Source organism: Stenotrophomonas sp. FBCC-B152 (assembly GCF_059134105.1).
The window spans coordinates 3,988,243-4,012,082 of the sequence record NZ_CP101442.1; the positions used below are offsets into that span (position 1 = coordinate 3,988,243).

The following is a 23,840-nucleotide window of genomic DNA, read 5'->3' on the forward strand; positions in this document are numbered from 1 at the left end:
GGTCTCTACCAGAGTTCGCCCTGGGCGGGCGCCGCCGCCGCATCGATCGTCGTGGCGCCCGCGCCCAGCCGCTGTGCCAGCCCGGACAACCGGCTGGCATGCCGCGCCAACGCGGCCTGCAACACCTCCGCACTGCCCAGTACATGCAGCGCCTGCCGCGCGCGGGTCATGCCGGTGTACACCAGCTCGCGCGACAGCACCCGGTTGTCGCGCCGCGGCAGCTGCAACCAGACCTCATCGAATTCCGAGCCCTGTGCCTTGTGCACGGTCATGGCGAAGGCGCTTTCATGCGCGGGCAATGCCGCCGGGTGGAACGCGCGCGGCTGCTCGGGGCTGTCGCCCGGGAACCAGGCCAGCATCGCGCCTTCGCGGCTGCGTAGGCATAGCCCGATATCGCCGTTGAACAACCGGTGCCGGTAACTGTTTTCGGTGATCAGCAGCAGCCGCCCGTGGAAGTAGCGCGGGCCACTGCCCGGGCGCGCGCTGCCGGCCAGGGCGGCTTCGATCCGCTCGTTCAGGCCGCGCGCACCCTGCGGGCCCTCGCGCAGCGCGGTGAGCAGGCGCAGCCGGCCGGCCTGCGCCAGCGCCTGCACCGGATCATCGGCGTCGCCCAACCCGCGCCAGTGCGCCAGCAGGGTGTGCCGGTGATGCAGAAGTGGATCGACCTGGTCTTCATGGAAGGCCACGCCCGCCAAGATGTTCCCGCGCAGCAGCTGCAGCGCGGCGGCGCTGTCGCCTTCGCGCACCGCGCGCGCCAGCGGCGCCAGGTCCAGCGCATCGCTCTGCCGGTAGCCGCGCTGCAGCTGCACGCGGCGGCCGGCGAACGCGCGCGGCGGGGCCAGCGGCAGCAACGCAGGGGCGGCCAGCAGCGGTCGCAGCGCGGCCGCATCGTCGGCCTGGGTGCCCAGGCCGTCGCCACTGGCCTGCAGGATCGCGCTGAGCACATCGCCGGCCTCCACCGACGGCAGCTGGTCCGGGTCGCCCAGCAGCACCAGCCGGGTCCCGCTGGCCACCGCTTCGACCAGCTTGGTCATCAGCGGCAGGTCGATCATCGAGGCCTCGTCCACCACCACGATGTCGTACGGCAGCGGGTTGTCGGCATGGTGGCGGAAGCGTGGCGAATCGGGAATGACGCCCAGCAACCGGTGCAGGGTGGCGCCGGTGGTCGGCATGGCCTCGGCCAGTTCGGACGCCACACCCACCAGGCGCAGCCGCTGCAGCGCCTGGCGCAGGCTGTCGGCCATGCGCTCGGCGGCGCGGCCGGTGGGCGCGGCCAGTGCCACCCGTGGCAGATCCGCACCGGCCTGCTGCGCCTGCGCGGCCAGCAGCACCAGCAGGCGTGCGATGGTGGTGGTCTTGCCGGTACCGGGACCGCCGGTGACCAGCACCAGCGGATGGCGCAGCGCCACTGCCGCCGCGCGCGCCTGGTGGTCGATGCCGTCCAGCGCCTGCGGGAACAGCTGGGCGAACAGCGTTGCCAGCCCGGCCGGATCGTGCGCCGGCAAAGAATGCGCGGCGATGCGCTGCAGGCCCAGCGCCAGGCGGCGTTCGTATTCGCGGTAACGGCGCAGGTACAGCAGACCGTGTTCGAGTACCAGCGGTGCATCGGCAGCCAGCGCGTCATCGCGTTCGGGCGATGCCACCCATGGCGATGCCTGCAACTGCGCCAGCCACGCCTCCGGTGCCGGCCAGTCCAGCTCGGCATCCACCAGTTTCCTGGGGGCGGCCGGGTCCACCCCGGCGTGGCCCTGCGCCACCGCCAGCGAGGCCAGCGCAGCCGCGGCCAGCACCGCATCCGGGGTGTCCGGCTGCAGCCGGCGCAGGCTCTGCGCCAGCGCATGGTCCAGGGTGCGCAGGGTGCCCTGCTTCAGCAGTGCGTCAAGCAGGCTCATGCCTCACCCCGCGCGCGTGCCACCAGCTCGGCATGTTTCTCCGGGCCACCGGCGAACAGCGCATCCATCGCCTCGACCAGGGCCGGGGCGAAGCGCTGCGCATGCACGCCCGGCGCGTCCGCGCGCCCCGCTTCCAGGCCGCGGCAGAACAGATAGCGGATGCCGCCCAGGTCGCGCTCCTGTGTATAGCCGCTGCCCAGCCGGAAGCGCAGCCAGCGATGCAGTGCCACGGTGTAGATGAGCGCCTGCAGGTCGTACTCGCTGCTTTGCATGGCGGCGGCCAGGCGCGCGGCGTCATAGCCGGGCAGCCGGTTGGATTTGTAGTCGAGCACGTACCAGCGCCCATCGCGCACGTAGGTAAGATCGATCTTGCCGGTCATCAGCCCTTCCAGCTGGCGCCGCGTGCCGAAGCTGCGGCGGTCCAGTGCCACGCCGTGGTGGTGCAGCAGCTGCAGCAGCGCCGGCACGGCGGTGGGCTGCATGGCGAAGTGGAACTCGATTTCAGCCCGGCGTTCATGCGCGGGCAGGCTGTGCAGCGCGCCGCCTTCGGGCAGCTGCACGGTCAGGGTCTGGCCGACCAGTGGCACCAGCACTGCCACGCCGTCGTCCAGGTCGGCATCGGCATAACCTTCGTTGCGCAGCGATTCGCGCAGCACGTCAGCCTCGTCGCCAGGTGCCGGGTCGCCCGCCCGCCAGTCGGCCCAGCGTGCGAAATCGGTGTTCTCCAGCGCATCGTGCAGCACGTTGCCGAAGCGGCTGCCCATGAAGCGCGGGTCGATCTCCGGCTGCGGTTCGCCCGGCGCCGGCGGTTCCACTTCCAGCGGCAGCTCGGGACCGGCGGGTTCATCGGCGGCCGGTGCCGGTGCTTCGGTGGCCACCGCGTCGGTGTCGTGGCCGGCATCGGCGTGCGCCAGCTGGGTGAAGCTGTATACCCACCAGTCGTGCGGCACCCGCCGGGTGATCGCGCGCACCGGCGGCAGTTCGCCTTCGCGCTGCACCGGCAACTGCGCCGGGCGCGGCTCCACCGGGCCTTCGATCACCGCGATGTCCGGGTGCGCGCGCACTGCATCCAGGCCCGACAGCATCGGCGCCAGCCGGGTCTTCGCCAGCCCGGCCAGGTCGCCGGCCGCAATCCACAGCGCGTGTTCGGCGCGGGTCAGGCCCACGTAGAGCAGGCGCGCGTCTTCGGCGCGTTGTTCCTGCGCGCTGCGGTCGCTGGCCGCGCTCCAGGCCTCGTCCTTGTCCAGCTTCCAGTGCAGCTCGCGGCGGCCATCGGCGTACACGGTGCAGTTGGAATCGGTGGTGCCGCCGCCGCTGTCGATGCCCACGAACGGCAGGAACACCAACGGGTACTCCAGGCCCTTGCTCTTGTGCAGGGTGATGATCTGCACCCGGCGCGCGTCCGATTCCAGCCGCAGCAGCTGTTGTTCGTCGTCCTGGTCGGCATGCGCCATCTGCACCTGCAGCCAATCCAGCAGGCCGTGCATGCCCAGCGCCTGGCCGGCCGCCTGCTGCAGCAGCTCCCCCAGCTGCAGGTAATTGGTGAGCCGGCGTTCGCCATCCAGCAGGCCCAGCAGGCGTTCGGCGTGTTCGGCGCACAGGTCGGCGATGACCGCGAACGGCCCGCCGCGCAGCCAGCGCTCGCGCCACAGCAGCAGCCGGGTCTGGAACGCACGCTGTGGGTCGCCGTCGCGCTCCATCGCGTCGATGGAGGCGGCGTTCTCGCCCAGCAGCACGGTCGACAGCGCCGCACGCAGGCGGCCTTCATCGGCCGGCTGCAGCAGCGCCAGCAACAGCACGCGCAGCTCGCGGGCTTCGGCGGTGGCGTACAGGCTCTGCTTGCCGGCAGCGACCGCCGGGATGCCCACCGCGCTCAGCGCGCGCTGGATGCGGGTGGCTTCATGGTGGCGGCGCACCAGCACCGCGATATCGCCCGGCTGCACCGGTTGCCCGCGCAGCAGTGCGCGGCCTTCGCGGCCGGCCAGCAGCACCTGGTGGATCGCGGCCACGCAGGCATCGGTGGCCTGCTGGCGCGAGGGGTCGGCCTTGAGGTCGGCACCATCGTCGCTGCGCAGCAGGCGCAGGGTCAGACCGGGTGCAGGCTGGCCATCGCGCAGGAAATCGGCATCGCTGCGGGTGCTGCCCGGCAGCACCGGCTCGAAGGCGATGTCCGCTTCCAGGAACGCGCGTTCGCCCGCGGCGTCATACAGCGCCTGCAGCGCGCGCAGCACGCCGGGGCGCGAGCGGAAGTTGCGGTTCAACGCCGGCGCGGCCACTGCCTCGCGCTTGGCCTTGAGGTAGGTGTGGATATCACCGCCGCGGAACCCGTAGATGGCCTGCTTGGGATCGCCGATCAGGAACAGCGCCGGCGCCAGCCCGGCCTCGCGGGTTTCGGGCGAATTGCCGAACACGCGCTGGAAGATGCCCCACTGGCGGTCGTCGGTGTCCTGGAACTCATCCACCAGCGCGATGGCGTACTGCGCGCGCAGCTGCTGCACCAGCGCCGCGCGGTGCGGGCCTTCCAGTGCGGCGGCCACGCCGTCGATCAGGTCGTCGTAGGTCTGCACGCGGCCGACCCGCTTGAGCTCGTCCAGCCGCTCACGGGCCTGCCCGCGCAGCTGGTGCAGCAGCAGCAGGGCCTGTTGGCGCAGCCACTGCTCGTAGGCATCGGCAGCGTGCCACCAAACCTGCAGCGCATCGAACAGCGGCGAGGCCGGGCAATGGCCCTGCTGGTCTTCCTTGCAGAAGGCAAGCAACGCCACCGGCAGCAGCTTGCCCAGGTGCGATTTGTCACTGCGTGGCCAGCTGCGCGCCGCACGCCCGGCCAGCAGCTCGGCGAAGGCTTTGTCGAAGCTGGGGCGGCGCGCGCGGCGGCCGTCGAAGATCTTGCGTTCGAAGGCGTTGGCGATGCTGGCCTGGGCGGCTTGGACGTGCGCGTCGACCGCAATGGCGAGCGCGTCGGCGGCCGCCTGCAGCGCTACGCTGGGATCCTCCAGTTGCTGCTTCGGCAGCGCGGGCAGCAGCGGCAGCGGCTTGATCAGCGCCGACAGGTCGCGCGCCAGCGCATCGGGCGTGGACCACAACCGGGTCAACGCCTCCACCGTGGCCGGGTCGTTGGCGTGCACGCGCCACAGGTCGGCGGCCAGCTGGTCGTGCAGTTCGCGTTCGCTGGGCAGCAGCGTGGGCGGGTCGAAGGTGTGCCCGCTTTCGAGCGCATGCTCGCGCAGCACGCGGGTGCAGAAGCCATGGATGGTGAAGATCGAGGCCAGGTCGATCTCATCGGCGGCGGTCTGCAGGCGCTGCGCCAGCGCGGCGGGCGTTTCCCGGCCCAACGCCAGTTCGCGCTGCAGCAGGTAACGGGTGAGCTGCACCTCGGGCGCTTCATCGGCGGCCGGCGCGCGCGCCAGCAGCTGCGCGGCCAGCGCCAGGCGCTCGCGGATGCGCTTGCGCAGTTCCTGCGTGGCGGCGTCGGTGAAGGTTACCGCCAGGATCTGGCCGATGCGGTAGCCCTGCTCCACCACCAGCCGGGTGAACAGCGTGGCCAGGGTGAAGGTCTTGCCGGTGCCGGCGCTGGCCTCGATCAGGCGCACGCCGTCCAGCGGCAGCGACAGGTACGGGTCGTCCTGCAGCATCAGCTCGCTCATGCCACGGCTCCTTCGTCGCTGAAGCCCTGGAACACCCGGCCCTCGCGGACCGCGCTGAACACCACGAAGCTGGTGTGCAGCAGCTGTTGATAACTGTCGGCATCGGCGAAGGGATCGCGGCCGCGCAGGGCCAGCTGCACCGCATCGCCGCTGGCTTCGCCCCAGCGGCGGTCGCCGCCATGCCATTGCGCCCAGCCTTCGCCCTCGCGTTTGGCGGCGGGTGCGCGGTACAGCGTCCAGGCGGTGTACGGCCCGTACAGCAGGGGCGTGCACATGCCGTCGCGGCGCAGCTGCAGCAGCGCCTGCAGTGCGGCCTTGGCCGCCGGTGCGGGCAAGGCGGGCAGCACATGCGGCCCTACCCCGTCGTCGCCGCCATCGTGGAACTCGACCAGCGGCAACCCATCGCCGGCGGCGTTGGCCAGCAGCCAGTCCAGGCCGTGCCGGATCGCCGCCGGGCCGTTCAGGCTGCCCGCGCGCAGGCGCACGATCCCCTGCGGGTGGATGTCGTCCACCCGCCCATGCAGGCGCACCCCATCGACCTCCACCTCATAGCGGCGGCTGTCGGCATCGCTGTCGCCGCGCCATTGGGCCAGCGCCAGCGCATACGGGCGGGTCTGCTCCTGCAGTGCCTGGAACTGGCGTTCGCCCAGTGCACCGGAAGGCAGCAGCGCACGGGCGCGCAGGCGGGCGTACAGGGGCGTGTCATCGCCCTGCAGGGTCGCGTCGATCACCGCGTGCTGCAGCAGGCGTTGTTCCAGCCCACGCCCCGCCAGCACCAGCGGCTCCAGGTCATCGGCGGTGGTGAGATCATCGGGCAGGCGCAGGCCGAGCCGCTGCGACAGGAACTGCCCTGCAGGATCAACCAGGAAGCGGCGCAGCGCGTCCAGCGAGAGTTCGGGCGCGCCTTGCTGTTCCAGCGGCGCCAGCGCCTGCTCGAACCACGCCGGCGGCGCGCGGCGCACGCTGCCCAGCGAACCGGCGGCGGGGTGCCACTGCTGGCGATAGCTGAAACGGCGCGGCTCATCGCCACCACCGAACGCGGCCGGCGAGAACGGCTGCAGCGAATGGCGCACGGTCAGCTGCCTGGTCGCCGCTGAGGGGTCCTCGTGGTATTCGGCAGCGGCATCGATCAGCTCGCTGACCAGCACCGAGGGCTCGCGCACGCTGCCATCGCGCGGATCGGCGCCCAGGTAGCTGAGGTAGAACACATCCTGCGCCGAGGCGAACAGCTGCAGGAACAGGAAGCGGTCGTCCTCGCGCAGCGAGCGGTCGCCGTGGCGGCGCTTGTCGGTACCCAGTTCGGCGGTGAGCTGGTTGAGCCCGGCCGCGGGGTCGCGGCGCGGGAAATCGCCATCGTTCAGGCCGAGCACGCAGATTACCCGGAACGGCAGCAGCCGCATCGGCACCATGCGTCCGAAGCTGATGCCGCCGGTGAGCAGCGGCGCGCGCGTGTCGGCCTCGCTCAACGCACCGGCGAAATGCGCGCGCACCACGTCCGGCGGTACCGCGCCGGCGAATCCGGCGCGTTCGGCATCGCGTGCGAACTCGTTGATCAGCTTGCGCAATCGCTCCAACGCACGCTGGCTGCTGGCCGCTTCCGGTGCCTCGGGCAGCAACGCATCCAACAGTGCCAGCAGGCGTTGCCGCCATTGCGCCGGGGTCAGTGCATCCCCCAGCGCCCGCTGGTAACGCGCCAGCACCCGCATCAGTCCCAGCAGGCGGTCCAGCGCGTCCAGCGCGCTGCCTTCCAGCTCCGGCCACGGCGCCACCCCGGCAATGTCGCCGTCGCTGCCGCTGGCATGGCCCAGCAGCAGGCGGTCCAGCGCGAACTGCCAGGTGTAGGCATCGTCGTCCGGCGCCTGGTGCTGGGCGCGGTGCGCCGCATTCAAGCCCCAGCGCGCGCCCGCAGCCTGCAGCCAGTCGTGCAGGCGGTCGAACGCGGGCGCGTCCAACCCGGCCGCTTCGGCCAGCGGCGCGCTGGCCAGCAGGTCCAGCACTTCATTGAGGCCAAAGCGCGACACCGGCAACCCCAGCAAGTGCACGAACACATCGGCCAGCGGTTCTCCGGTCAGCGGGCTGGTATCGGCCAGGGCATAGGGAATGTGGTCTTCGCCGCCACTGCGGCCGCCGAACACCGCTTCCAGGTACGGCACGTAGGGGTCGATGTCCGGCGCCAGCACCGCGATGTCGCGTGCCTGCAGCGGCGGGTCGAAGCGCGGGTCCTGCAGCAGCGCGCGCAGCTGGTCGTGCAGCACCTGCAGTTCGCGCAGGCGGGTGTGGCAGGCATGCACCTGCAGGCTGGGGTCGTTGCGCGCCAGTGCGGGGCGCAGCGCGCCCGCCGGTTGCGCGCGGCGGTGGAACAGGTCGCGCTGCAGGCGGTGCAGCAGGCTGTCGGACAGGCCGCCGTGCGCCATGTCCGGACGCGCGTCCTCTTCCGGATCGTCGTATGCGGCGATCTCTCCGGACGGATGCACCACTTCATAGCTGCCCAGCACCGCCATGAAGTCGCGGCCGGCCGCTCCCCAGGCCTGCAGCAGGCGGTTCTCGTCGCTGCCGTTGCCGAACGGATCAACCGCGCCCGAGCGCAGCCGCCCGCCCAGGGTCTGCAGGTCGCCCCAGTAGGAACGGGTCGGGGTGGGCAGGTAGAAGTGCAGCGTGCCAACCCGCGCCTGGGTGGCGACCACGCGCAGCACATCGGGCGAGACATTCAAGGTGGCGAAGGCGAACAGGCGCGGCGGCAGCCCCGCCGGCAGCGGGCGGTCGGCGCCTTCGAAGCCTTCGAGGTAGGCATGGATGCGGCGCGCGCGGTACTGGTGCCCGCTGCCGATGTGGCGCCACAGGATCGCCTGCGGATCCAGCGGGTCGGCGCCGGCCTCCCAGCGCAGCAGCCAGTCGCGGCGCCAGGCCTGGTACTTCTCGAACACCGAGGCCAGCTCCGCCGCCAGCGCCCACGGCTTGAGCGGGTCGGGCTGGGACAGGTAGGCCTGCAGCGCGCGCAGCGGCGGCTGCGCCATCAGGCCCGGGTCGGTCAGCGCGGCGTACAGCTTCCAATGCAGCGCGGCAGCGGTGAGGTCGTCATGTTCGCCCGGCACATTGGCATTGAGCGCGCGGGCCACGAACTCACCGGGGGTCAGGAACGCAAGGTTGGCGGCAATGCCATACTCCGCCGCCAGGGTGGACTGCAGCCAGCGCCGCATCGCCACCTGGGGAATCAGCACCACGTCCGGCTCCAGGATCGACTGCCCGGCCACCGGCTCGCGCAGGGTGCGGGCCAGCAGCGCGGCCAGCACGTCGAGCGAATTGGAGTGGTACAGGCGGAAGTCTGAAGCGGGGTCGGTCATCGCGGCAGTGTGCCGCAGCCCGGCGCCAATCTCGACCCTCGCCGATACGGGGAGGCCGGCCAGTGACGTCTGTGGCCGCCCGCACGGATCAGGGCGGTACGCACTGTTGCGGCCCGGGAACCGTGCCGCGGCGGGGCTGGGGACCCCGACATGCGACAATACTGCACGGTCCAGTTCGGTTTTGTTCAGCCTCCCACCACGATCTTACAACGTTGGAATTTTGTTAATGGCGTCCATGACGGCTTCCGCAGAATCGCTGGTGCAGTTGAACAACGTGCGTATCGATCGCGGCGGTCGGGCGATCCTGCGCGACGTTTCGCTGTCGGTACCGCGTGGCAGCATCACCGCCGTGCTGGGTCCGTCGGGCAGCGGCAAGTCGACGCTGCTGGCCGCCCTGACCGGCGAGCTGCGCCCCGCGGCGGGCAGCGTGACCCTGTTCGGCAATCCGATTCCCACCGGCAGCAGCGCGTTGCGCGCGATGCGCCGCAGCGTCGGCGTGCTGCTGCAGGGCAATGGCCTGCTCACCGACCTGACCGTGGCCGAGAACGTGGCGCTGCCGTTGCGCACCCATACCCAGCTGCCGGCCCCGGTGCTGCGCCGACTGGTGGACATGAAGCTGCACGCGGTGGGCCTGTTGGCCGCAGCCGATGCCTGGCCGCGCGAGCTGTCCGGCGGCATGGCGCGCCGGGTGGCACTGGCCCGCGCGCTGGCACTGGACCCGCCACTGATGATCTACGACGAACCGCTGACCGGCCTGGACCCGATCGCCAGCGGCGTGATCATGAGCCTGATCCAGCGCCTCAACCACAGCCTGGGCCTGACCAGCATCATCGTCAGCCACCATGTGCACGAGACCCTGCCGATCTGCGACCAGGTGATTGCGATCGCCAATGGCGGCGTGGTCTTCCAGGGCAGCCCGGCCGCGCTGGAGTCCAGCCAGGACCCGCTGCTGCGCCAGTTCCTGCACGGGCAGCCGGACGGCCCGATCCCGTTCGATGCCGCGCCCCGCGCGAAGGTGGCCTGATGCCGTTCGTTGAAAGCACCCGTTCACTGGGCCGGGCTGGGCTGTTCTCGCTGACCGTGCTCCGTGGTTCGCTGCCGACCGCCGATTTCCTGGCCGAGCTGACCCGCGAGATCTACAAGGTGGGTGCGCGTTCGCTGCCGATCATCGCCGTCGGCGGTGCCTTCGTAGGCCTGGTGCTGACCCTGCAGGGCTACCGCACGCTGACCACGTTCGGCGCGGCCGATGCGCTGTCCACCCTGCTGGGCCTGTCGCTGTACCGCGAACTGGCGCCGGTGCTGACCGCGCTGCTGTTCATTGGCCGCGCCGGCAGCTCGATTGCCGCCGAACTGGGGCTGATGCGCGCCACCGACCAGATCAAGGCGCTGGAGCTGATGGCGATCGACCCGGTGGCCAAGGTCGTCGCGCCGCGCTTCTGGGCGGCGGTGCTGACCGTGCCATTGCTCACCGGCATCTTCTGCTCGCTGGCGATCAGCGCCAGCTACTTCGAGGCCGTGCACGTGCTGGGCCTGGACAACGGCGTGTTCTGGTCGGCGCTGAGCAACAGCGTGGACTTCTGGGACGATTTCGGCGTGGCAATGCTGAAGTCGGCCATTTTCGGCGGTACCGCCGCGCTGGTGGCGTCGTACGTGGGCTTCCACGCCGAGCCGACCATCGAGGGCACGTCGGTGGCCACCACCCGCGCGGTGGTGAACGCTTCGCTGCTGGTGCTGATGTTCAACTTCGTGCTGTCGGCCATGATGTTCCGCTGACCCGCACCCCCCTTTGATCAGATACGGTGAGATGAACATGGCCATCCGCGGTCCCAGACTCGAATTTTCCGTCGGCGCATTCCTGCTGCTGGCGCTGGCCTCGCTGCTGGTGCTGGCGATGGCATCGACCAACCAGCGCTGGGGCTTCGGCAGCGAGGGCTATGAACTCAAGGCGCGCTTCACCCAGATCGGCCAGCTGCGCAAGCAGGCACCGGTGAAGATCGGCGGCGTGGTGGTGGGCCAGGTGGGCAACATCGACCTGGACCCGACCCGCTTCGATTCGATCGTGACCCTGAAGCTGGACCCGAAGTTCAAGGATCTGCCGGCCGACACCTCCGCCGGCATATTCACCAGCGGTTTGCTCGGCGAAAGCTATATCGGACTGCAGCCGGGTGGTGACCCGGAGGTGCTCAAGTCCGGTGACGAGATCGTCTTCACCCAGCCGGCCGTGGACCTGATCCAGATGGTTGGCAAGTACATGTTCAGCGGCCCGGGCAATGCCGGCGCCGCTTCCCAGGAAGCTCCCGGCGCGGAAGCGCCGGCAACGGAACCGCAGAAATGAAAAAGACCCTGATCAAGGCGCTGCTCGCGTCGGCCCTGCTGGCCACCCTGCCCTCGCTGTCGTTCGCCCAGCCCGCACCGGCCGCCACCGCCGCCTCGCAGGGCGCTGGCACCGAAGTGCTGGCCGCCAGCACGCGCATCCTGTCCACCCTGCAACAGCGCAAGGCGGAATTCAGCAAGAACCCGGCCGCGCTGCGCAGCTACATCGACAGCGAACTCAACCGCACCTTCGACCGTGACTACGCAGCCCGCCTGGTGCTGGGTGCCAATGCGCGCGGTGCTTCCGACGCGGACGTGAAGCTGTTTGCCGATGCCATGGCCGACAACCTCATGCAGCGCTACGGTTCGGCCCTGCTGACCATCCAGGGCAAGCCCAGCTTCCGCCTGAAGGGCGAGCAGCCGCTGCCGGGCAACCGTGGCGTCAAGGTATCCACCGAACTGCTGCGCGCCGGCAGCGAGTCCACCCCGGTGGAGTACATGATGCGCAACGTGAACGGCCAGTGGAAAATCTTCGACGTCAACATCGAAGGCATCTCCTACGTGCAGACCTTCCGTACCCAGTTCGACGCGCCGCTGCGCCAGAAGGGCATCAAGGCGGTGGCCAACGACCTGCGCAGCGGGTCCCTGCAGGCCGGGCCGGCCGGCAATGGCAAGTAACGCCACCGTGCAGCTGGACGGTCCGCGCGCCCGCATCACCGGCGTGCTGGACCGCGATGCGGTGGTCGCGCTGTGGCCCAAGCTGAAGGCGCTGCCTGACGCGGTGACCCAGCTCGACCTGACCGCCGTGGAGCGTGTCGACAGCGCCGGCCTGGCGTTGTTGGCCGAGCTGTCCGCTCACGCCCGCGCCAACGGGCGTACGCTGGCACTCAACGGCACGCCTGCTGGTTTCAACGAACTCAGCGCCGCCTACCGGCTGGCGCCGTCCCTGGATTTCAATGCCCCTTCTGCCGCGAGCTGACATGAACGTCGTACGCACCGCTTCCCTTCTCCTGCTCGCCGTGGCGCTCAGCGCCTGTGCGGCCAAGCCCGCACGCGACAGCGCGCCGGCCAGCGTGGCGGTGCCGCCCGCAGCCGTGGCGCCCGCCGCAGCCAGTGACGTGGCCGCTGACGCGCCGGCCATAACCGCTGACGCGACCGATGCCGCTGCAGCACCCGTGGCTGCCGCAGAGGGCGCCGATGCCACCTCGGCACCGGCCGCGACCACCGAAGCGCCGCCGACCGGTGCCGAGGACGACTTCGCCGCGCTGTACGGCGGTCCGGCGCCGACCGCCGATGGCGCCGAACCGGGCCGCTCGCCGTACGACCCGTGGGAAGGCTTCAACCGCCGCGTGCACGCGTTCAACAACGTGGTGGACCGCGCCGTGGCCCGCCCGCTGGCCACCGCCTACACCAACGTGGTGCCGCGCTTCGCACGCACCGGCGTGACCAACTTCTTCAGCAACCTGCGCGCCCCGGTGACCATCACCAACCAGCTGCTGCAGGGCCGCCCGGGCGATGCCTGGGACAGCCTGGGCCGGTTCGTGATGAACTCCACGCTGGGCATTGGTGGCCTGTTCGACCCGGCCAGCCGCGCGCTGGTGCCGCGCCGCAGTGAAGACTTCGGCCAGACCCTGGGTGCCTGGGGCTGGCGCAGCTCGCGTTACGTGGAACTGCCGTTCTTCGGCCCGCGTACCGTGCGCGATGTGTTCGGCCTGGCCGGCGACATCCCGCTCTCGCCGATCCGCACGATCGAGGAAGACAAGATCCGCATCACCCTGCAGGGCCTGCAGCTGGTGGACATGCGCTCGCAGCTGCTGGCACTGGACGACATCCGCGACAACGCCGTGGACGAGTACGCGCTCACCCGCGATGCCTGGCTGCAGCGCCGCAACTACCAGATCCAGAACGACCTGCGCGGCCGCCGCGACCGCGGGCATGACGACGACAGCGCACCGATCCCGGTCGACGCGATGCCGATGCCCAACTGGGGTAACTGATCAAAAGAAAAACCCCGCCTTGGCGGGGTTTTTTTTGCATCGACGGTGGCTGTCAGATCACGCGGCGAGCGCGGCGTCGATGGCCGCGACCAGGCGCGCGTCGTCGGCGGGCACGTCCGGCGCGAAGCGGGCGATGACCTGGCCATCACGGCCGATCAGGAACTTCTCGAAGTTCCACAGCACGCCCGGGGCCGGGTTGACCACCAGATCCGGGTACTTGGTTACCAGGCCATCCAGCTTCTCGCGCATCGGGCCTTCGCCGGTGGCGGTCGGCTGGGCCTGGGTGAGCTGCTGGTACAGCGGGTGGATGTCAGCGCCGGCCACGCTGAGCTTGGCGAACATCGGGAAGCTCACGTTGTATTCCAGCTGGCAGAACTGCTGGATCTCCGTGTCGCTGCCCGGCTCCTGGCCCAGGAAGTTGTTGGCCGGGAAACCCAGCACTTCCAGCCCGGCCGCGTGCTTGTCGGCGTACAGCGCCTGCAGGCCTTCATACTGCTTGGTCAGGCCACACTTGGAGGCCACGTTGACCACTAGCAGCACCTTGCCGCGGTAGTCGGCCAGCGAGCTGGGCTGGCCTTCGATGGTGGAAACGGGAATGTCGTAGACGGTCTGGCTCACGGGAAATCCTGTGGGGTGGGAATGAAACGGAATCAATCTACGCAGATCGTGCCCTGCGCCACGCCGTTGTCGATGCGCTGGCGGCAGCCGAAGTTCTGGCTCACGTCGGTCTGGCAGGTACCGCGCGCCTTCGCACCGGCCACGAGCTCGGTTTCGCCGTCGGCCAGGCACTGGCCGGTGCAGTCGGTCCTGGCGCTGCAGGCCTTGCCCGCGTCGGCATAGGGCTTCACGCACTGCACGCGCTGCAGGCGACCGAGCGGGCGCATTTCACCGCCGGCGGCGGCACAGCTGGCTGCGTCCGCAACGGCTGCTTCGGTGCCGGGCGCAGCCGCGGTGGTATCGGTCGGGTGGGACGCGGTGCTGCAACCGGCGAGCACGAACATCAGGGACAACATCAAGCCAAAGCGCATCGGTTCAATCCTTGTGGAAACCATGAAGGCGGGGGGTGCAGTGTGCGGGCAGGAGGTGTCAGTCCTGCGCGAGGGGGGTCTCATCCGCGCCGGTATCGTCATCGTCGCCACTGGCATCGCCCAGCAGCAGATCGGTCTGCTCGCTGCCCAGCGATTCCACCCCGCGCAGGCGGCGTTCGATGGTGCGGGTCTTGCGGCTGGCTTCGCCCAGGCTGCGGCCGACGGTGCTGATCTGCTTTTCGGCCTTTTCCAGGATGCCGGCGAACTTGCCGAACTCGCTTTTCACCGCGCCCAGCAGGCTCCAGACTTCGCTGGAGCGCTGTTCGATGGCGAGCGTGCGGAAGCCCATCTGCAGGCTGTTGAGCAGCGCGGTCACCGTGGTCGGCCCGGCCACCACCACGCGGTGCTCGCGCTGCAGCAGGTCCACCAGCCCCGGGCGGCGGATCACCTCGGCGTACAGGCCTTCGGTGGGCAGGAACATCACCGCGAAATCGGTGGTGTGCGGCGGCACGATGTACTTGTCGCAGATCGACTTGGCCTGGATCCGGATCGCGCGTTCCAGCTGCGCGCCCTGCACGCGTACGCCATCGGCGTCGCCCTGTTCCTGCGCATCGAGCAGTCGCTCGTAATCTTCGCGCGGGAACTTGGAATCGATCGGCAGCCACACCGGCGTGTCGTCATGGCCGCGCCCGGGCAGGCGCACCGCGATGTCCACCATTTCGCCGCTGTCCGGGCGCACCTTGACGCCGCGCGCGTACTGCTCCTGGGTGAGGGTCTGCTCCAGGATGTTGTCCAGCTGCACTTCGCCCCAGCTGCCGCGGTTCTTGACGTTGGTCAGCACGCGCTTGAGGTCGCCCACGCCGGTGGCCAGCTGCTGCATTTCGCCCAGCCCGCGCTGCACCTGCTCCAGGCGGTCGGAGACCAGCTGGAACGACGCGCCCAGGCGCGCTTCCAGCGTGGTCTGCAGCTTCTCGTCCACCGTGACCCGCATCTGGTCCAGCTTCTGCGCGTTGTCGGCCTGCAGGTTCTGCAGCTGCTGTTCCAGCGTGGCGCGCATTTCGCCGATGCGCTGCTCGTTGCGCTGGGTCATCTCCTGCAGGCGCAGGCCGAGCGATTCGGCCAGGCGCTGCTGCGACTGCCCCGTTTCGTCACGGCCCAGGCGGGCGTCGTCGGCCAGGGTCTGACGCAGCGCGGCCAGGTGCGCGTCGTTGCGCTGCTGGGCCTGCCCGGCGTCCTCGCGGGCCTTGCGCGCGTCTTCGCCCAAGGCATCGCGCAGCAGGTCCAGGCGCTGGTCGGTACGGGTGGACAGATCGGTCAGCGCGCGCGCGAAGGTTTCCAGCCGTGCGTCCTGCTGCCGGCCCAGCCCTTCGAGCTGCTCGCGCAGTTCACTGCGGCCGGTCCGCGCCTCTTCACGCAGGCTCTGCTCAAGGTCGCCATGGCCGGAACGCCGCAGCAGGGCTACCAGCTGCAGGATGAGGACGGCACACAGCAGGCCGCCAAGGATGAGGAATTCAGGTTGCATGGAAGAAGTGTAGGCTGAGCCGGTCTCATTCGCTGCGCCGGATCGCTCCATGCTGGATCTTCTTGGAAAGTCGACCTCGATCAACGTGCGCAAGGTGCTCTGGCTGTGCGCCGAGCTGGGCCTGGAATACCGCCAGCTCGGGGCCGACGGCCACGATGCGGATTTCCTCGCGGCCCTGCACCCGCTCAACCCGAACGGCCAGGTGCCGGTGATCCGCGATGGCAACTTCGTGCTGTGGGAGTCCAACAGCATCTGCCGCTACCTGGCCGCGCAGGCCGGCCGCCACGACCTGCTGCCGCGCGACCCGCAGCCGCGCGCGCGGGTGGAACAGTGGATGGACTGGCAGGCCACCGACCTCAACACCGCCTGGCGGCACGTGTTCATGGCCCGCGTGCGGCAGCACCCGGCCTACCCCGACGATGCCGCCGCGCAGGCCAGCCTCACGCAGTGGAACCGGCTCATGCAGCACCTGGAGCAGCAGCTGGCCGGCACCGGGGCCTACGTGGTCGGCGAGGACTTCACCCTCGCCGACATCGTGCTGGGGCTGTCCACCCAGCGCTGGCGCCTGACCCCGGGCGACAAACCCGAACTGCCGGCGGTGGCGGCGTGGTTCGACCGCCTGGGCACGCGGCCCGGGTTTGCCCGCCACTGCGACAACGGCGTGGCCTGAGGCTCAGAAGCCTTCCAGCACCACCTTGCCCACCGCGCGGTGACTTTCGATGTGTGCGTGCGCGCGGCGCAGGTTGGCCGCATCGATGCGGCCGTAGTTCTCGCCCAACGTGGTGCGCAGCACGCCGGCGTCGACCAGATCGGCCACCCGGTTGAGCAGCACGTGCTGCTGCTGAAGGTCGGGCGTGCTGAAGCTGGAGCGGGTGAACATCGATTCCCAATGCAGCGACAGGCTCTTGCGCTTGAGCGCCATCACATCGAGCTGGCCGGGGTCGTCGATCAGGGCCAGCTGGCCCTGCGGCGCGAGTGCGCTGACGATCTGCGCGTAGTGCTGGTCGGTGTGGGTCAGGCTGGCCACGTGGGTGACGGCCTCGATCCCGATCCGGGCCAGGCCTTCGGTGAGCGGCTGGCTGTGGTCGATCACGTGATGGGCGCCCAGCGCGTACACCCAGTCCTGGGTATCCGGGCGCGAGGCGGTGCCGATCACCGTCAACCGGGTCAGCTGGCGCGCCAGCTGGACCAGGATCGAGCCCACCCCGCCGGCCGCGCCGATCACCAGCAGGGTCTGGCCTTCGCCACCGCCCTCGGCGATGCGCAGACGGTCGAACAGCAGCTCCCATGCGGTGATCGCGGTCAGCGGCAGCGCTGCGGCGGCGGCATCGTCCAGGCTGGCCGGCTTGCGGCCCACGATGCGCTCATCCACCAGTTGGTACTCGGCGTTGCTGCCGGGGCGGTTGATGTCGCCGGCGTAGAAGACTGCATCCCCCGGCTGGAACAGGGCGACCTCGCTGCCCACGGCGTCGACGATGCCCACTGCGTCCCAGCCCAGCACGCGCGGGGCCTCGACTGCCACGCCGCGGCGGATCTTGGTGTCCACCGGGTTCACCGACACCGCGCGAACCTGCACGCGCAGATCGCGCGGGCCCGGCGCCGGCACCGGCAGGGTGAGGTCGACCAGCGCGGTCGGGTCGGTGATGGGCAGGCCGTGCTGGGTATAGGCGATGGCTTTCATGGGGGCGGTCCGTGGATGAGGCGCTCAGGTTGGCCTGCGCTGCCCCGTCCGGAAAGGCGCAGAATGCAGCAGCACTTTCTCTCCTGGAATGAAAATGGTCCGTTTCGAGGATCTGCAGCTGTTCGTCCGCACCGCCGCGCTGGGCAGCTTCTCCAGCGCAGCGCGCGAGGCCGACCTGTTGCCCGGCCAGGTGGCCGCCGCCGTGGCCCGGCTGGAGCGGGAGCTGGACCTGCGCCTGTTCGTGCGCTCCACCCGCAGCCTGCGCCTCACCGCCGAGGGCGTGCTCTACCTGCCCTACGCCCAGGACCTGCTGGACACCCTGCATGAGGGCCAGGCCCGGGTGCGCGGCGAAGATGCCGAGCTGCGTGGCGTGCTGCAGGTGGCCGCGCCGTCGGACCTGGGCCGCAACGTGCTGCTGCCCTGGCTGACCGAGTTCCGCGCCGCGCATCCGAAGCTGCAGCTGCGCCTGCTGTTGTCGGACCAGGTCGCCGACGTGTTCCGCGATCCGGTGGATATCGCGTTCCGGCTGGGCCGCTTCGACACCGCCAGCTACGTGGCGCTGCCGCTGCTGCCGGGCAACCGGCGCGTGCTGTGCGCCGCGCCTTCCTACCTGGAGCGGCAGGGCACGCCGGCCTCGCTGGACGCGCTCAAGGACCACCACTGCCTGGTCTACCAGCTCGCCGGGCGCCCCTATGACCGCTGGAGTTTCGAGCAGGACGGCCGGCGCGTGGTGGTGCCGGTGCGCGGCCAGCTGGTGTGCGATGACGCCGACGTGGTGCGGCGCTGGGCGGTGGCCGGCGAAGGCGTCGTGTTCAAGTCGTGGCTGGACGTGGCCGACGATGTGCGCGCCGGGCGCCTGCAGGTGCTGATGGGGGGCGCAGGCGACAGCCTGCCGTTGAACCTGGTGTGCCCGCACCGCAAGCAGTTTTCGCCCGCGATCCGCCAGCTGCATGCGTTGTGCGCCCAGCGCCTGCAGCCGATGCTGGCTGATCTGCCGGGACGTGCGCTGTAGCGCTGTCGGCACCGGGCCGGGTAGCCGACAATGGCGGCCCCCCGAATTCGAGTCATCGCCATGCCGTGGATGGGCATCCAGGACCTGTGGACCTTCGTCATCGCCGTGCTGGTGTTCCTGGCGCTGCCGGGCCCGGGTACCTTCACCCTGCTCACCGCCACCGGGCGCGGTGGCGTGCGCGGCGGCTATACCGCCCTGTTCGGGCTGCTGCTGGGCGACCAGATCCTGATGTGGCTGGCGGTGGCCGGCGTGGCCGCCCTGCTCAAGGCCAACCCGCTGGTGTTCCACGCGGTGCAGTACCTCGGTGCGGCCTACCTGGTGTGGGTGGGCATCGGCCTGCTGCGGCCCGCGCCGGCCAGCGGTGACACCGGCGGCATCCGGCTGCAGCCGGGGCACTACTTCCGCCAGGCGGTGCTGATCAGCCTGCTGAACCCCAAGGCGATCATCTTCTACATGGCGTTCCTGCCGCTGTTCATCGACCCGGCGCGGCACCAGGGCGTGGTGACGTTCGCGACCATGGCGACGCTGATCTTCGTGCTCAGCCTGGCGTACTGCTCGGTGCTGATCGGGGTGGGCAACCTGTTGCGCCGTCGGATCATCCAGCACCCGCGTGTGGGGGTAGTACTGAAGCGCATCGCGGGGGTTTTCCTGATCGGGTTTGGCGTGCGCCTGGGGCTGAGTGGCTGAACGCTTGGGGGGCGGGTGTTTGGCCTGGGATCCCGGCCTGGAGCGATAGACCGCGTCATCGAAGCGGCCCCCGGCGATCGATAGCGCGTAATTCTTCCCGGGCGCCGGCCGGTGTCCAATCGGTGCCATCGCGGGCATCCGACCCGTGGCGAGGCACCTTCGAGATGACCACCCCCGTGTACTTCGTGCAGCACCTGGCCGGCCACGACGAGCGCCTGCTGGCATTGAGCACCGACCGCGTCGACCTGGCCCACCCCTCGGTCCAGCGGATCATGGCGGACCTGCAGCCGCTGGATCGCATCGAGCTGCGGGGTTGTCGCTTCGATTGCGCTGCCAGCCTGCTGCTGGGGCTGCGCCGGCGCATCTGCGAAGCCGAGGCCGACGCCTGCGGCTGGCGGGTATTCGATGAACGGGGGGTCCTGCGCTGCAAGAAACTTCCCGACGACACCTGCGTGGTCTATCCACAGGGCGCCGCCGATGTGGCGCGCTGGGGCCCCTTGATCGCGGCCAGCCGGGTTGTGCCAAATTCGTCAACGTGGGCTATTTGAAATGATCGTCAAGGGATTCACGACGTCCGGCAGTAGTAATGCTGCGCCGCGTTCGGTCACACTCGGAAAATTGTCGATACCAGTCACTCTGTGAGGTTCCATGTCATCGCTGCTACGGCGCAAGTCGCTCGATTCCGTCACTGTCCATGAAGCCGGCAGGAGCCTCCTCCGCACCCTGAGCTGGCCGCACCTGATCGCCATGGGCATCGGTGCCATCGTGGGTACCGGCATCTACACGCTGATCGGCGTGGGTGCCAATCTCGCCGGCCCGGCGGTGCTGATCTCCTTCGCCATTGCCGGCGCGGTCTGCGCCTGCGCGGCGCTGTCCTACGCCGAGCTGTCCACCATGATGCCGGCCGCCGGCAGTGCCTACACCTACAGCTACACCGCGTTGGGCGAAATCTTCGCCTGGGTGGTCGGCTGGAGCCTGATCCTGGAGTACTCCCTGGTGGTGAGTACGGTGGCGGTGGGGTGGTCCGGCTACTTCGTCGGCTTCCTGGAATGGATACACGGCAACACCGGCATCGACATGCGGCTGCCGTTGGCCCTGTCGGCCGGCCCGCACGTGGAAGGCGGCGTGTTCAACCTGCCCGCCGTGATCATCACCTGGGTGGTCGCCGGTGGCCTGATGCTGGGCACCAAGGAGAGTGCCACGCTCAATGCGATCCTGGTGGTGCTGAAGATCATCGCGCTGGGTGTGTTCGTCGCCGTGGCGCTGCCCGCATTCGATTCTGCCAACCTGCACCCGTTCATGCCGCATGGCTTCGCCAAGACGCTGGGCCCGGATGGCGTGGAGCGTGGCGTGATGGCGGCGGCCGCCATCATCTTCTTCGCCTTCTACGGCTTCGATGCCATCTCCACCGCAGCCGAAGAAACCAAGAACCCGGGCCGTGACCTGTCGATCGGCATCATCGGCTCGATGGTCGGCTGCACCATCATCTACATGCTGGTGGCGTTGGCCGCCGTTGGCGCAATGAGCTACGCGGTGTTCGGCCACAGCGCCGAACCGCTGGCCCTGATCATGCGCGAACTGGGCCAGCCCAAGGCGGCGGCGGTCATCGGCGTGGTGGCGATCATCGCGCTGCCCACCGTGCTGCTGGCCTTCCTGTTCGGCCAGAGCCGCGTGTTCTTCGTCATGGGCCGCGATGGCCTGCTGCCGCGCGGCCTGTCGGCAGTGAACAAGCGCACCGGTACCCCGGTGGCCACCACGTTGTTCAGTGCTGCCGTGGTCTCGGCCCTGGCCGGCGTGGCGCGGCTGGACGAGATTGCCGCGCTGGCCAATGCCGGCACGCTGGCGGCCTTCACTGCCGTGGGCATCTGCCTGGTGGTGATGCGCAAGCGTGCACCGGATGCCAAGCGCACCTTCCGCACGCCGATTGCCTGGTTCATCGGGCCGGCGGCGGCGCTGGGCTGCATCTACCTGTTCATCAGCCTGCCGAGCAGCACCCAGCTGTACTTCCTGATCTGGAACGTGATCGGCCTGGCGGTGTATTTCCTCTACAGCCGCCGCAACGCGCTTATCGGCCGTTGAGGCCTTGACGGTAGGGGTGCCGGGCGTTGCCCGGCACCCGACCGGTCATTTTTTACTGGCATGATCCTGCGCCTGCTGCAGCACACGCAGCAGGTTGCCTCCCCAGATCCCCGCGATCTGCTTCTCGGTGTAGCCCTTGCGCAGCAGCCACGCGGTGATCTTCGGTAGATCGCTTACGTCCTGCAGGTCGGCCAAGCCACCGCCGCCGTCCCAGTCCAGCCCGATGCCCACATGCTCGGGACCGACCACGGCCAGGATGTGCTCGAAGTGCGCAAAGAAGTCGTCCAGGGTCGCCTTGCGCAACGGCAGGCGCTGGTCGATCTCCGCCAGACCCTGCTTCAGCTGCACGCCCTGGGCCATGCTCAGGTCATCGTAGTCGGCACCGATCTGCTTCATCAGCGCGTCTTCGGCCTGCTTGCGCGCCTCGTTCTTGCCGGTGTCGATCAGGTAGCCGCCATAGGCGTTCACCTGGATCACCCCACCGGCCTTGGCCAGCTGCCTCAGGCGCACATCGTCCAGGTTGCGCGGGTGGTTGTAGATCGCCTTGGCCGAACTGTGCGACAGCACGAACGGCACCGGCATGCGCTGGATCAGATCGTCGAACACGGCATCGGAGGCATGCGACTGGTCGATCACGATGCCAAGACGCACCGCCTCGTCCACCAATGCCTTGCCGGCCGGGCTCAGGCCCTTCCATTCGGGGCCCTTGCTGTCGGTGGCCGAATCGGCGAACTCGTTGTTGGCGAAATGCACCGTGCTGAGCAGGCGCAGGCCGGCCTGGTGGTAGAAGCTGAGCAGCGTGGGGTCGTCGACCAGCGGGCTGGCGTTCTCCATGCTGATGTAGACCACGCGCTTGCCGGCTGCCTTGATCCGGGCGGCATCGGCGGCGGTCAGTGCCAGCGCGAAGGTATCCGGATGCGCGGCGAGCATCTCGCGGATTTCCATCAATCGCAGCAGGCCCGCATCGCGGTCGTGCTGGTGTGCGGCCGGGCTGCGGTCGCCCTGGTCGGTGTAGATGGCCCAGAAGCCGCCGTCCAGTGCGCCGTCCACCATGCGCGGAAGATCCACCTGCGACAGCGCGTTGTGGTCGTGGCGCTGCTGGATGTCGAAGCCTTCGCGGTGGAAGTTCGCCGGCGTGTCCAGATGGCTGTCGAGGGTGAGCAGTTTTTTCTGCAGGGTGGCAGCGCGCGCAAGCTCCTGCGCGCTGAATTCGATGGCCTGGGCCGACAGCGGCGCACACAACGCCAGTGACACCAGCAGGGACAGACTGCGCAACGTCATGACGCCTCTCTTTGTTTGGGTTGTCTTACGTCGTAGAGCCACGCCCTGCGTGGCTGGGCTTCGATCCGGTCCGCGCAGCCACGCAGGGCGTGGCTCTACGGCGGGTGTCGCGTGCCGGGCCAAGCCCGGCACTCAATCAATCCAATACGCGGCAGAACACGGCCTTGAGGTAGCGCGATTCCTGCACGTGGGCCATGAACGGGTGATCCGGGCCGGCGCCGGAGACCTTCAGGATCTGGATGGTGCGGCCGGAGTAGAACGCCGCGCGGCGCAGCATGTCCAGGAACTGGTCCTCGGCCACCAGGCCGGTGCACGAGAACGTGGCGAACAGGCCGCCCGGCTTGACCACGCCCAGCGCCAGCTTGTTCATGTCCAGGTACTTCTTCAGCGCGGTGATCACCTGGTCGCGGTCGCGGGTCATCTTCGCCGGGTCCAGGATCACCACGTCGAACTGCTCGCCGCGGTTGGCCGCGTCGCGCAGCCACGGGAAGATGTCGGACTGCACGAAGCGCGGGCGCACGTTGTTCAGGCGCGCATTGCCCTTGGCGATGGCGATCACGTCTTCATCGATATCGATGCCCAGCACGTCCGAGGCACCGCGCGCCGCGGCATACACCGCAAAGCCACCAGTGTTGCAGCACAGGTCCAGCACCGACTTGCCTTCCACTTCCTGGCTCAGCCACTGGCGGTTCTCGCGCTGGTCGGCGAAGAAACCGGTCTTGTGCGCACCGGCCGGGTCGGCGCGGAACTTCACGCCGTACTCGGTGATGACCGAGGCTTCGGTGGTGGTGTTGCCGTGGAAGTCGAAACTTTCCTGCTTCTGCACGTGTTCGTCGGCGAAGCTGTGGAAGCGGCAGCCCGGGAACTGCTCGCGCAGCGCCTCGTAGACCCACTCGCGGTGGCGGAACATGCCGGCGGCGAAGAACTCCACCACCACCAGGTCGCCGTAGCGGTCCACCACCAGGCCGGACAGGCCGTCGCCCTCGCTGTGCACCACGCGCCAGGCATTGGAAATTGCGTCCAGCTTCAGGACATCACGGCGCAGCGACACCGCCTGGGCGATCTTCCGCGAGAACCAGCCGGCATCGACGGGGACGCGCTGGTCGGTCTCGAGGATACGCACGGCGATGCGCGAATGACCGTTGTAGAAGCCACGCCCAATCCACTCCCCATCCACGCCGACCACGTCGACGATGGCGCCGGGTTTCGGGCGGACGGCGGGCTTTTCGACCAGTTTCTGGAAGATCCACGGGTGGCTGGAGCGCCAGGCGTTTTTAAGGCGGACAACGGGAGTGGGGACGGTATTCATCTGCCTATTGTAGACGGGCGCCATGGCCCGGCAGGCCGCCGATTTGACGCCAAC

General features: G+C 69.4%; 19 protein-coding genes and 1 pseudogene. 11 read left to right on the forward strand and 9 right to left on the reverse strand.

Translation table 11 applies throughout. From position 1 onward, the window contains the following. Positions 1-5: 5 nt before the first annotated feature. Genes recD through recC form a run of 3 tightly spaced genes read right to left on the reverse strand, consistent with a single transcriptional unit; the run spans position 6 to position 8,877 of the window. Complete coding sequence (gene recD, locus NMB40_RS18105) at positions 6-1,892, reverse strand: exodeoxyribonuclease V subunit alpha (protein ID WP_494359331.1); 1,887 nt, start codon at positions 1,890-1,892, stop codon at positions 6-8. Continuing rightward, positions 1,889-5,536, reverse strand: a complete 3,648-nt coding sequence (recB, locus tag NMB40_RS18110; protein WP_494359332.1) for an exodeoxyribonuclease V subunit beta — start codon at positions 5,534-5,536, stop codon at positions 1,889-1,891. The genes recD and recB overlap by 4 nt, the downstream gene beginning before the upstream one ends. Further along, a complete protein-coding gene (recC, locus tag NMB40_RS18115; protein WP_494359333.1) occupies positions 5,533-8,877 on the reverse strand; it encodes an exodeoxyribonuclease V subunit gamma in 3,345 nt (1,114 codons plus the stop codon). Before recC ends, recB begins: the two co-directional genes overlap by 4 nt. A 235-nt stretch (positions 8,878-9,112) precedes the next feature. Here recC and NMB40_RS18120 point away from each other — a divergent pair, with 235 nt between their 5' ends. From NMB40_RS18120 to NMB40_RS18145, 6 genes are read left to right on the forward strand one after another with little or no spacing between them, the layout of a single operon-like run. After that, entirely contained in the window at positions 9,113-9,901 is a 789-nt protein-coding gene (locus NMB40_RS18120; RefSeq protein WP_282246565.1) for an ABC transporter ATP-binding protein, read from the forward strand. Then, on the forward strand, positions 9,901-10,650 hold the full coding sequence (locus NMB40_RS18125; protein ID WP_068847974.1) for an MlaE family lipid ABC transporter permease subunit: 750 nt from the start codon (positions 9,901-9,903) through the stop codon (positions 10,648-10,650). Before NMB40_RS18120 ends, NMB40_RS18125 begins: the two co-directional genes overlap by 1 nt. Before the next feature lie 37 nt (positions 10,651-10,687). After that, complete coding sequence (mlaD, locus tag NMB40_RS18130; protein WP_282246564.1) at positions 10,688-11,212, forward strand: outer membrane lipid asymmetry maintenance protein MlaD; 525 nt, start codon at positions 10,688-10,690, stop codon at positions 11,210-11,212. Next, the gene (locus tag NMB40_RS18135; RefSeq protein WP_494359334.1) at positions 11,209-11,868 is read left to right on the forward strand and encodes an MlaC/ttg2D family ABC transporter substrate-binding protein; all 660 of its coding nucleotides are present in this window, start codon (positions 11,209-11,211) and stop codon (positions 11,866-11,868) included. The genes mlaD and NMB40_RS18135 overlap by 4 nt, the downstream gene beginning before the upstream one ends. Continuing rightward, positions 11,858-12,169, forward strand: coding sequence for an STAS domain-containing protein (locus tag NMB40_RS18140; RefSeq protein WP_448143936.1), 312 nt, complete (start codon positions 11,858-11,860; stop codon positions 12,167-12,169). Before NMB40_RS18135 ends, NMB40_RS18140 begins: the two co-directional genes overlap by 11 nt. Before the next feature lies 1 nt (position 12,170). Further along, positions 12,171-13,187 carry an MlaA family lipoprotein gene (locus NMB40_RS18145; RefSeq protein WP_494359335.1) on the forward strand — a complete coding sequence of 339 codons (1,017 nt, stop codon included), beginning with the start codon at positions 12,171-12,173 and terminating at the stop codon, positions 13,185-13,187. A 57-nt stretch (positions 13,188-13,244) separates the two neighbouring features. On the opposite strand, the gene NMB40_RS18150 is transcribed toward NMB40_RS18145, so the two are convergent. From NMB40_RS18150 to NMB40_RS18160, 3 genes are read right to left on the reverse strand one after another with little or no spacing between them, the layout of a single operon-like run. Further along, a complete protein-coding gene (locus NMB40_RS18150; protein ID WP_494359336.1) occupies positions 13,245-13,805 on the reverse strand; it encodes a glutathione peroxidase in 561 nt (186 codons plus the stop codon). Positions 13,806-13,837: 32 nt separating this feature from the next. Beyond that, positions 13,838-14,215 carry a hypothetical protein gene (locus tag NMB40_RS18155; protein WP_494359337.1) on the reverse strand — a complete coding sequence of 126 codons (378 nt, stop codon included), beginning with the start codon at positions 14,213-14,215 and terminating at the stop codon, positions 13,838-13,840. A gap of 58 nt (positions 14,216-14,273) precedes the next feature. Next, positions 14,274-15,737: a DNA recombination protein RmuC gene (locus tag NMB40_RS18160; RefSeq protein ID WP_282243941.1), complete on the reverse strand. Its 1,464-nt coding sequence runs from the start codon at positions 15,735-15,737 to the stop codon at positions 14,274-14,276. A 49-nt stretch (positions 15,738-15,786) separates the two neighbouring features. Here NMB40_RS18160 and NMB40_RS18165 point away from each other — a divergent pair, with 49 nt between their 5' ends. Next, positions 15,787-16,407, forward strand: coding sequence for a glutathione S-transferase family protein (locus NMB40_RS18165; protein ID WP_494359338.1), 621 nt, complete (start codon positions 15,787-15,789; stop codon positions 16,405-16,407). Between the two features lie 3 nt (positions 16,408-16,410). On the opposite strand, the gene NMB40_RS18170 is transcribed toward NMB40_RS18165, so the two are convergent. After that, positions 16,411-17,418 carry a zinc-binding alcohol dehydrogenase family protein gene (locus NMB40_RS18170; protein ID WP_494359339.1) on the reverse strand — a complete coding sequence of 336 codons (1,008 nt, stop codon included), beginning with the start codon at positions 17,416-17,418 and terminating at the stop codon, positions 16,411-16,413. 88 nt (positions 17,419-17,506) lie between these two features. Between NMB40_RS18170 and NMB40_RS18175 the strand changes: the two are divergent. From NMB40_RS18175 to NMB40_RS18190, 4 genes and pseudogenes are all read left to right on the forward strand, one after another. After that, a pseudogene (locus NMB40_RS18175) lies at positions 17,507-18,474 on the forward strand (LysR family transcriptional regulator); the annotation flags it as partial. Between the two features lie 16 nt (positions 18,475-18,490). Continuing rightward, complete coding sequence (gene leuE, locus NMB40_RS18180) at positions 18,491-19,117, forward strand: leucine efflux protein LeuE (protein ID WP_336618846.1); 627 nt, start codon at positions 18,491-18,493, stop codon at positions 19,115-19,117. A 164-nt stretch (positions 19,118-19,281) separates the two neighbouring features. After that, positions 19,282-19,665 (forward strand): hypothetical protein, encoded by a 384-nt coding sequence (locus NMB40_RS18185; RefSeq protein WP_282243950.1) that lies wholly within the window; start codon positions 19,282-19,284, stop codon positions 19,663-19,665. 100 nt (positions 19,666-19,765) lie between these two features. Beyond that, positions 19,766-21,196, forward strand: a complete 1,431-nt coding sequence (locus NMB40_RS18190; RefSeq protein ID WP_494359340.1) for an amino acid permease — start codon at positions 19,766-19,768, stop codon at positions 21,194-21,196. A 45-nt stretch (positions 21,197-21,241) separates the two neighbouring features. Here NMB40_RS18190 and NMB40_RS18195 read toward each other — a convergent pair whose 3' ends face one another. Beyond that, the gene (locus tag NMB40_RS18195) at positions 21,242-22,477 is read right to left on the reverse strand and encodes a dipeptidase (RefSeq protein ID WP_494359341.1); all 1,236 of its coding nucleotides are present in this window, start codon (positions 22,475-22,477) and stop codon (positions 21,242-21,244) included. 136 nt (positions 22,478-22,613) lie between these two features. Beyond that, a complete protein-coding gene (locus NMB40_RS18200; protein ID WP_494359342.1) occupies positions 22,614-23,786 on the reverse strand; it encodes a class I SAM-dependent rRNA methyltransferase in 1,173 nt (390 codons plus the stop codon). Positions 23,787-23,840 lie beyond the last annotated feature (54 nt).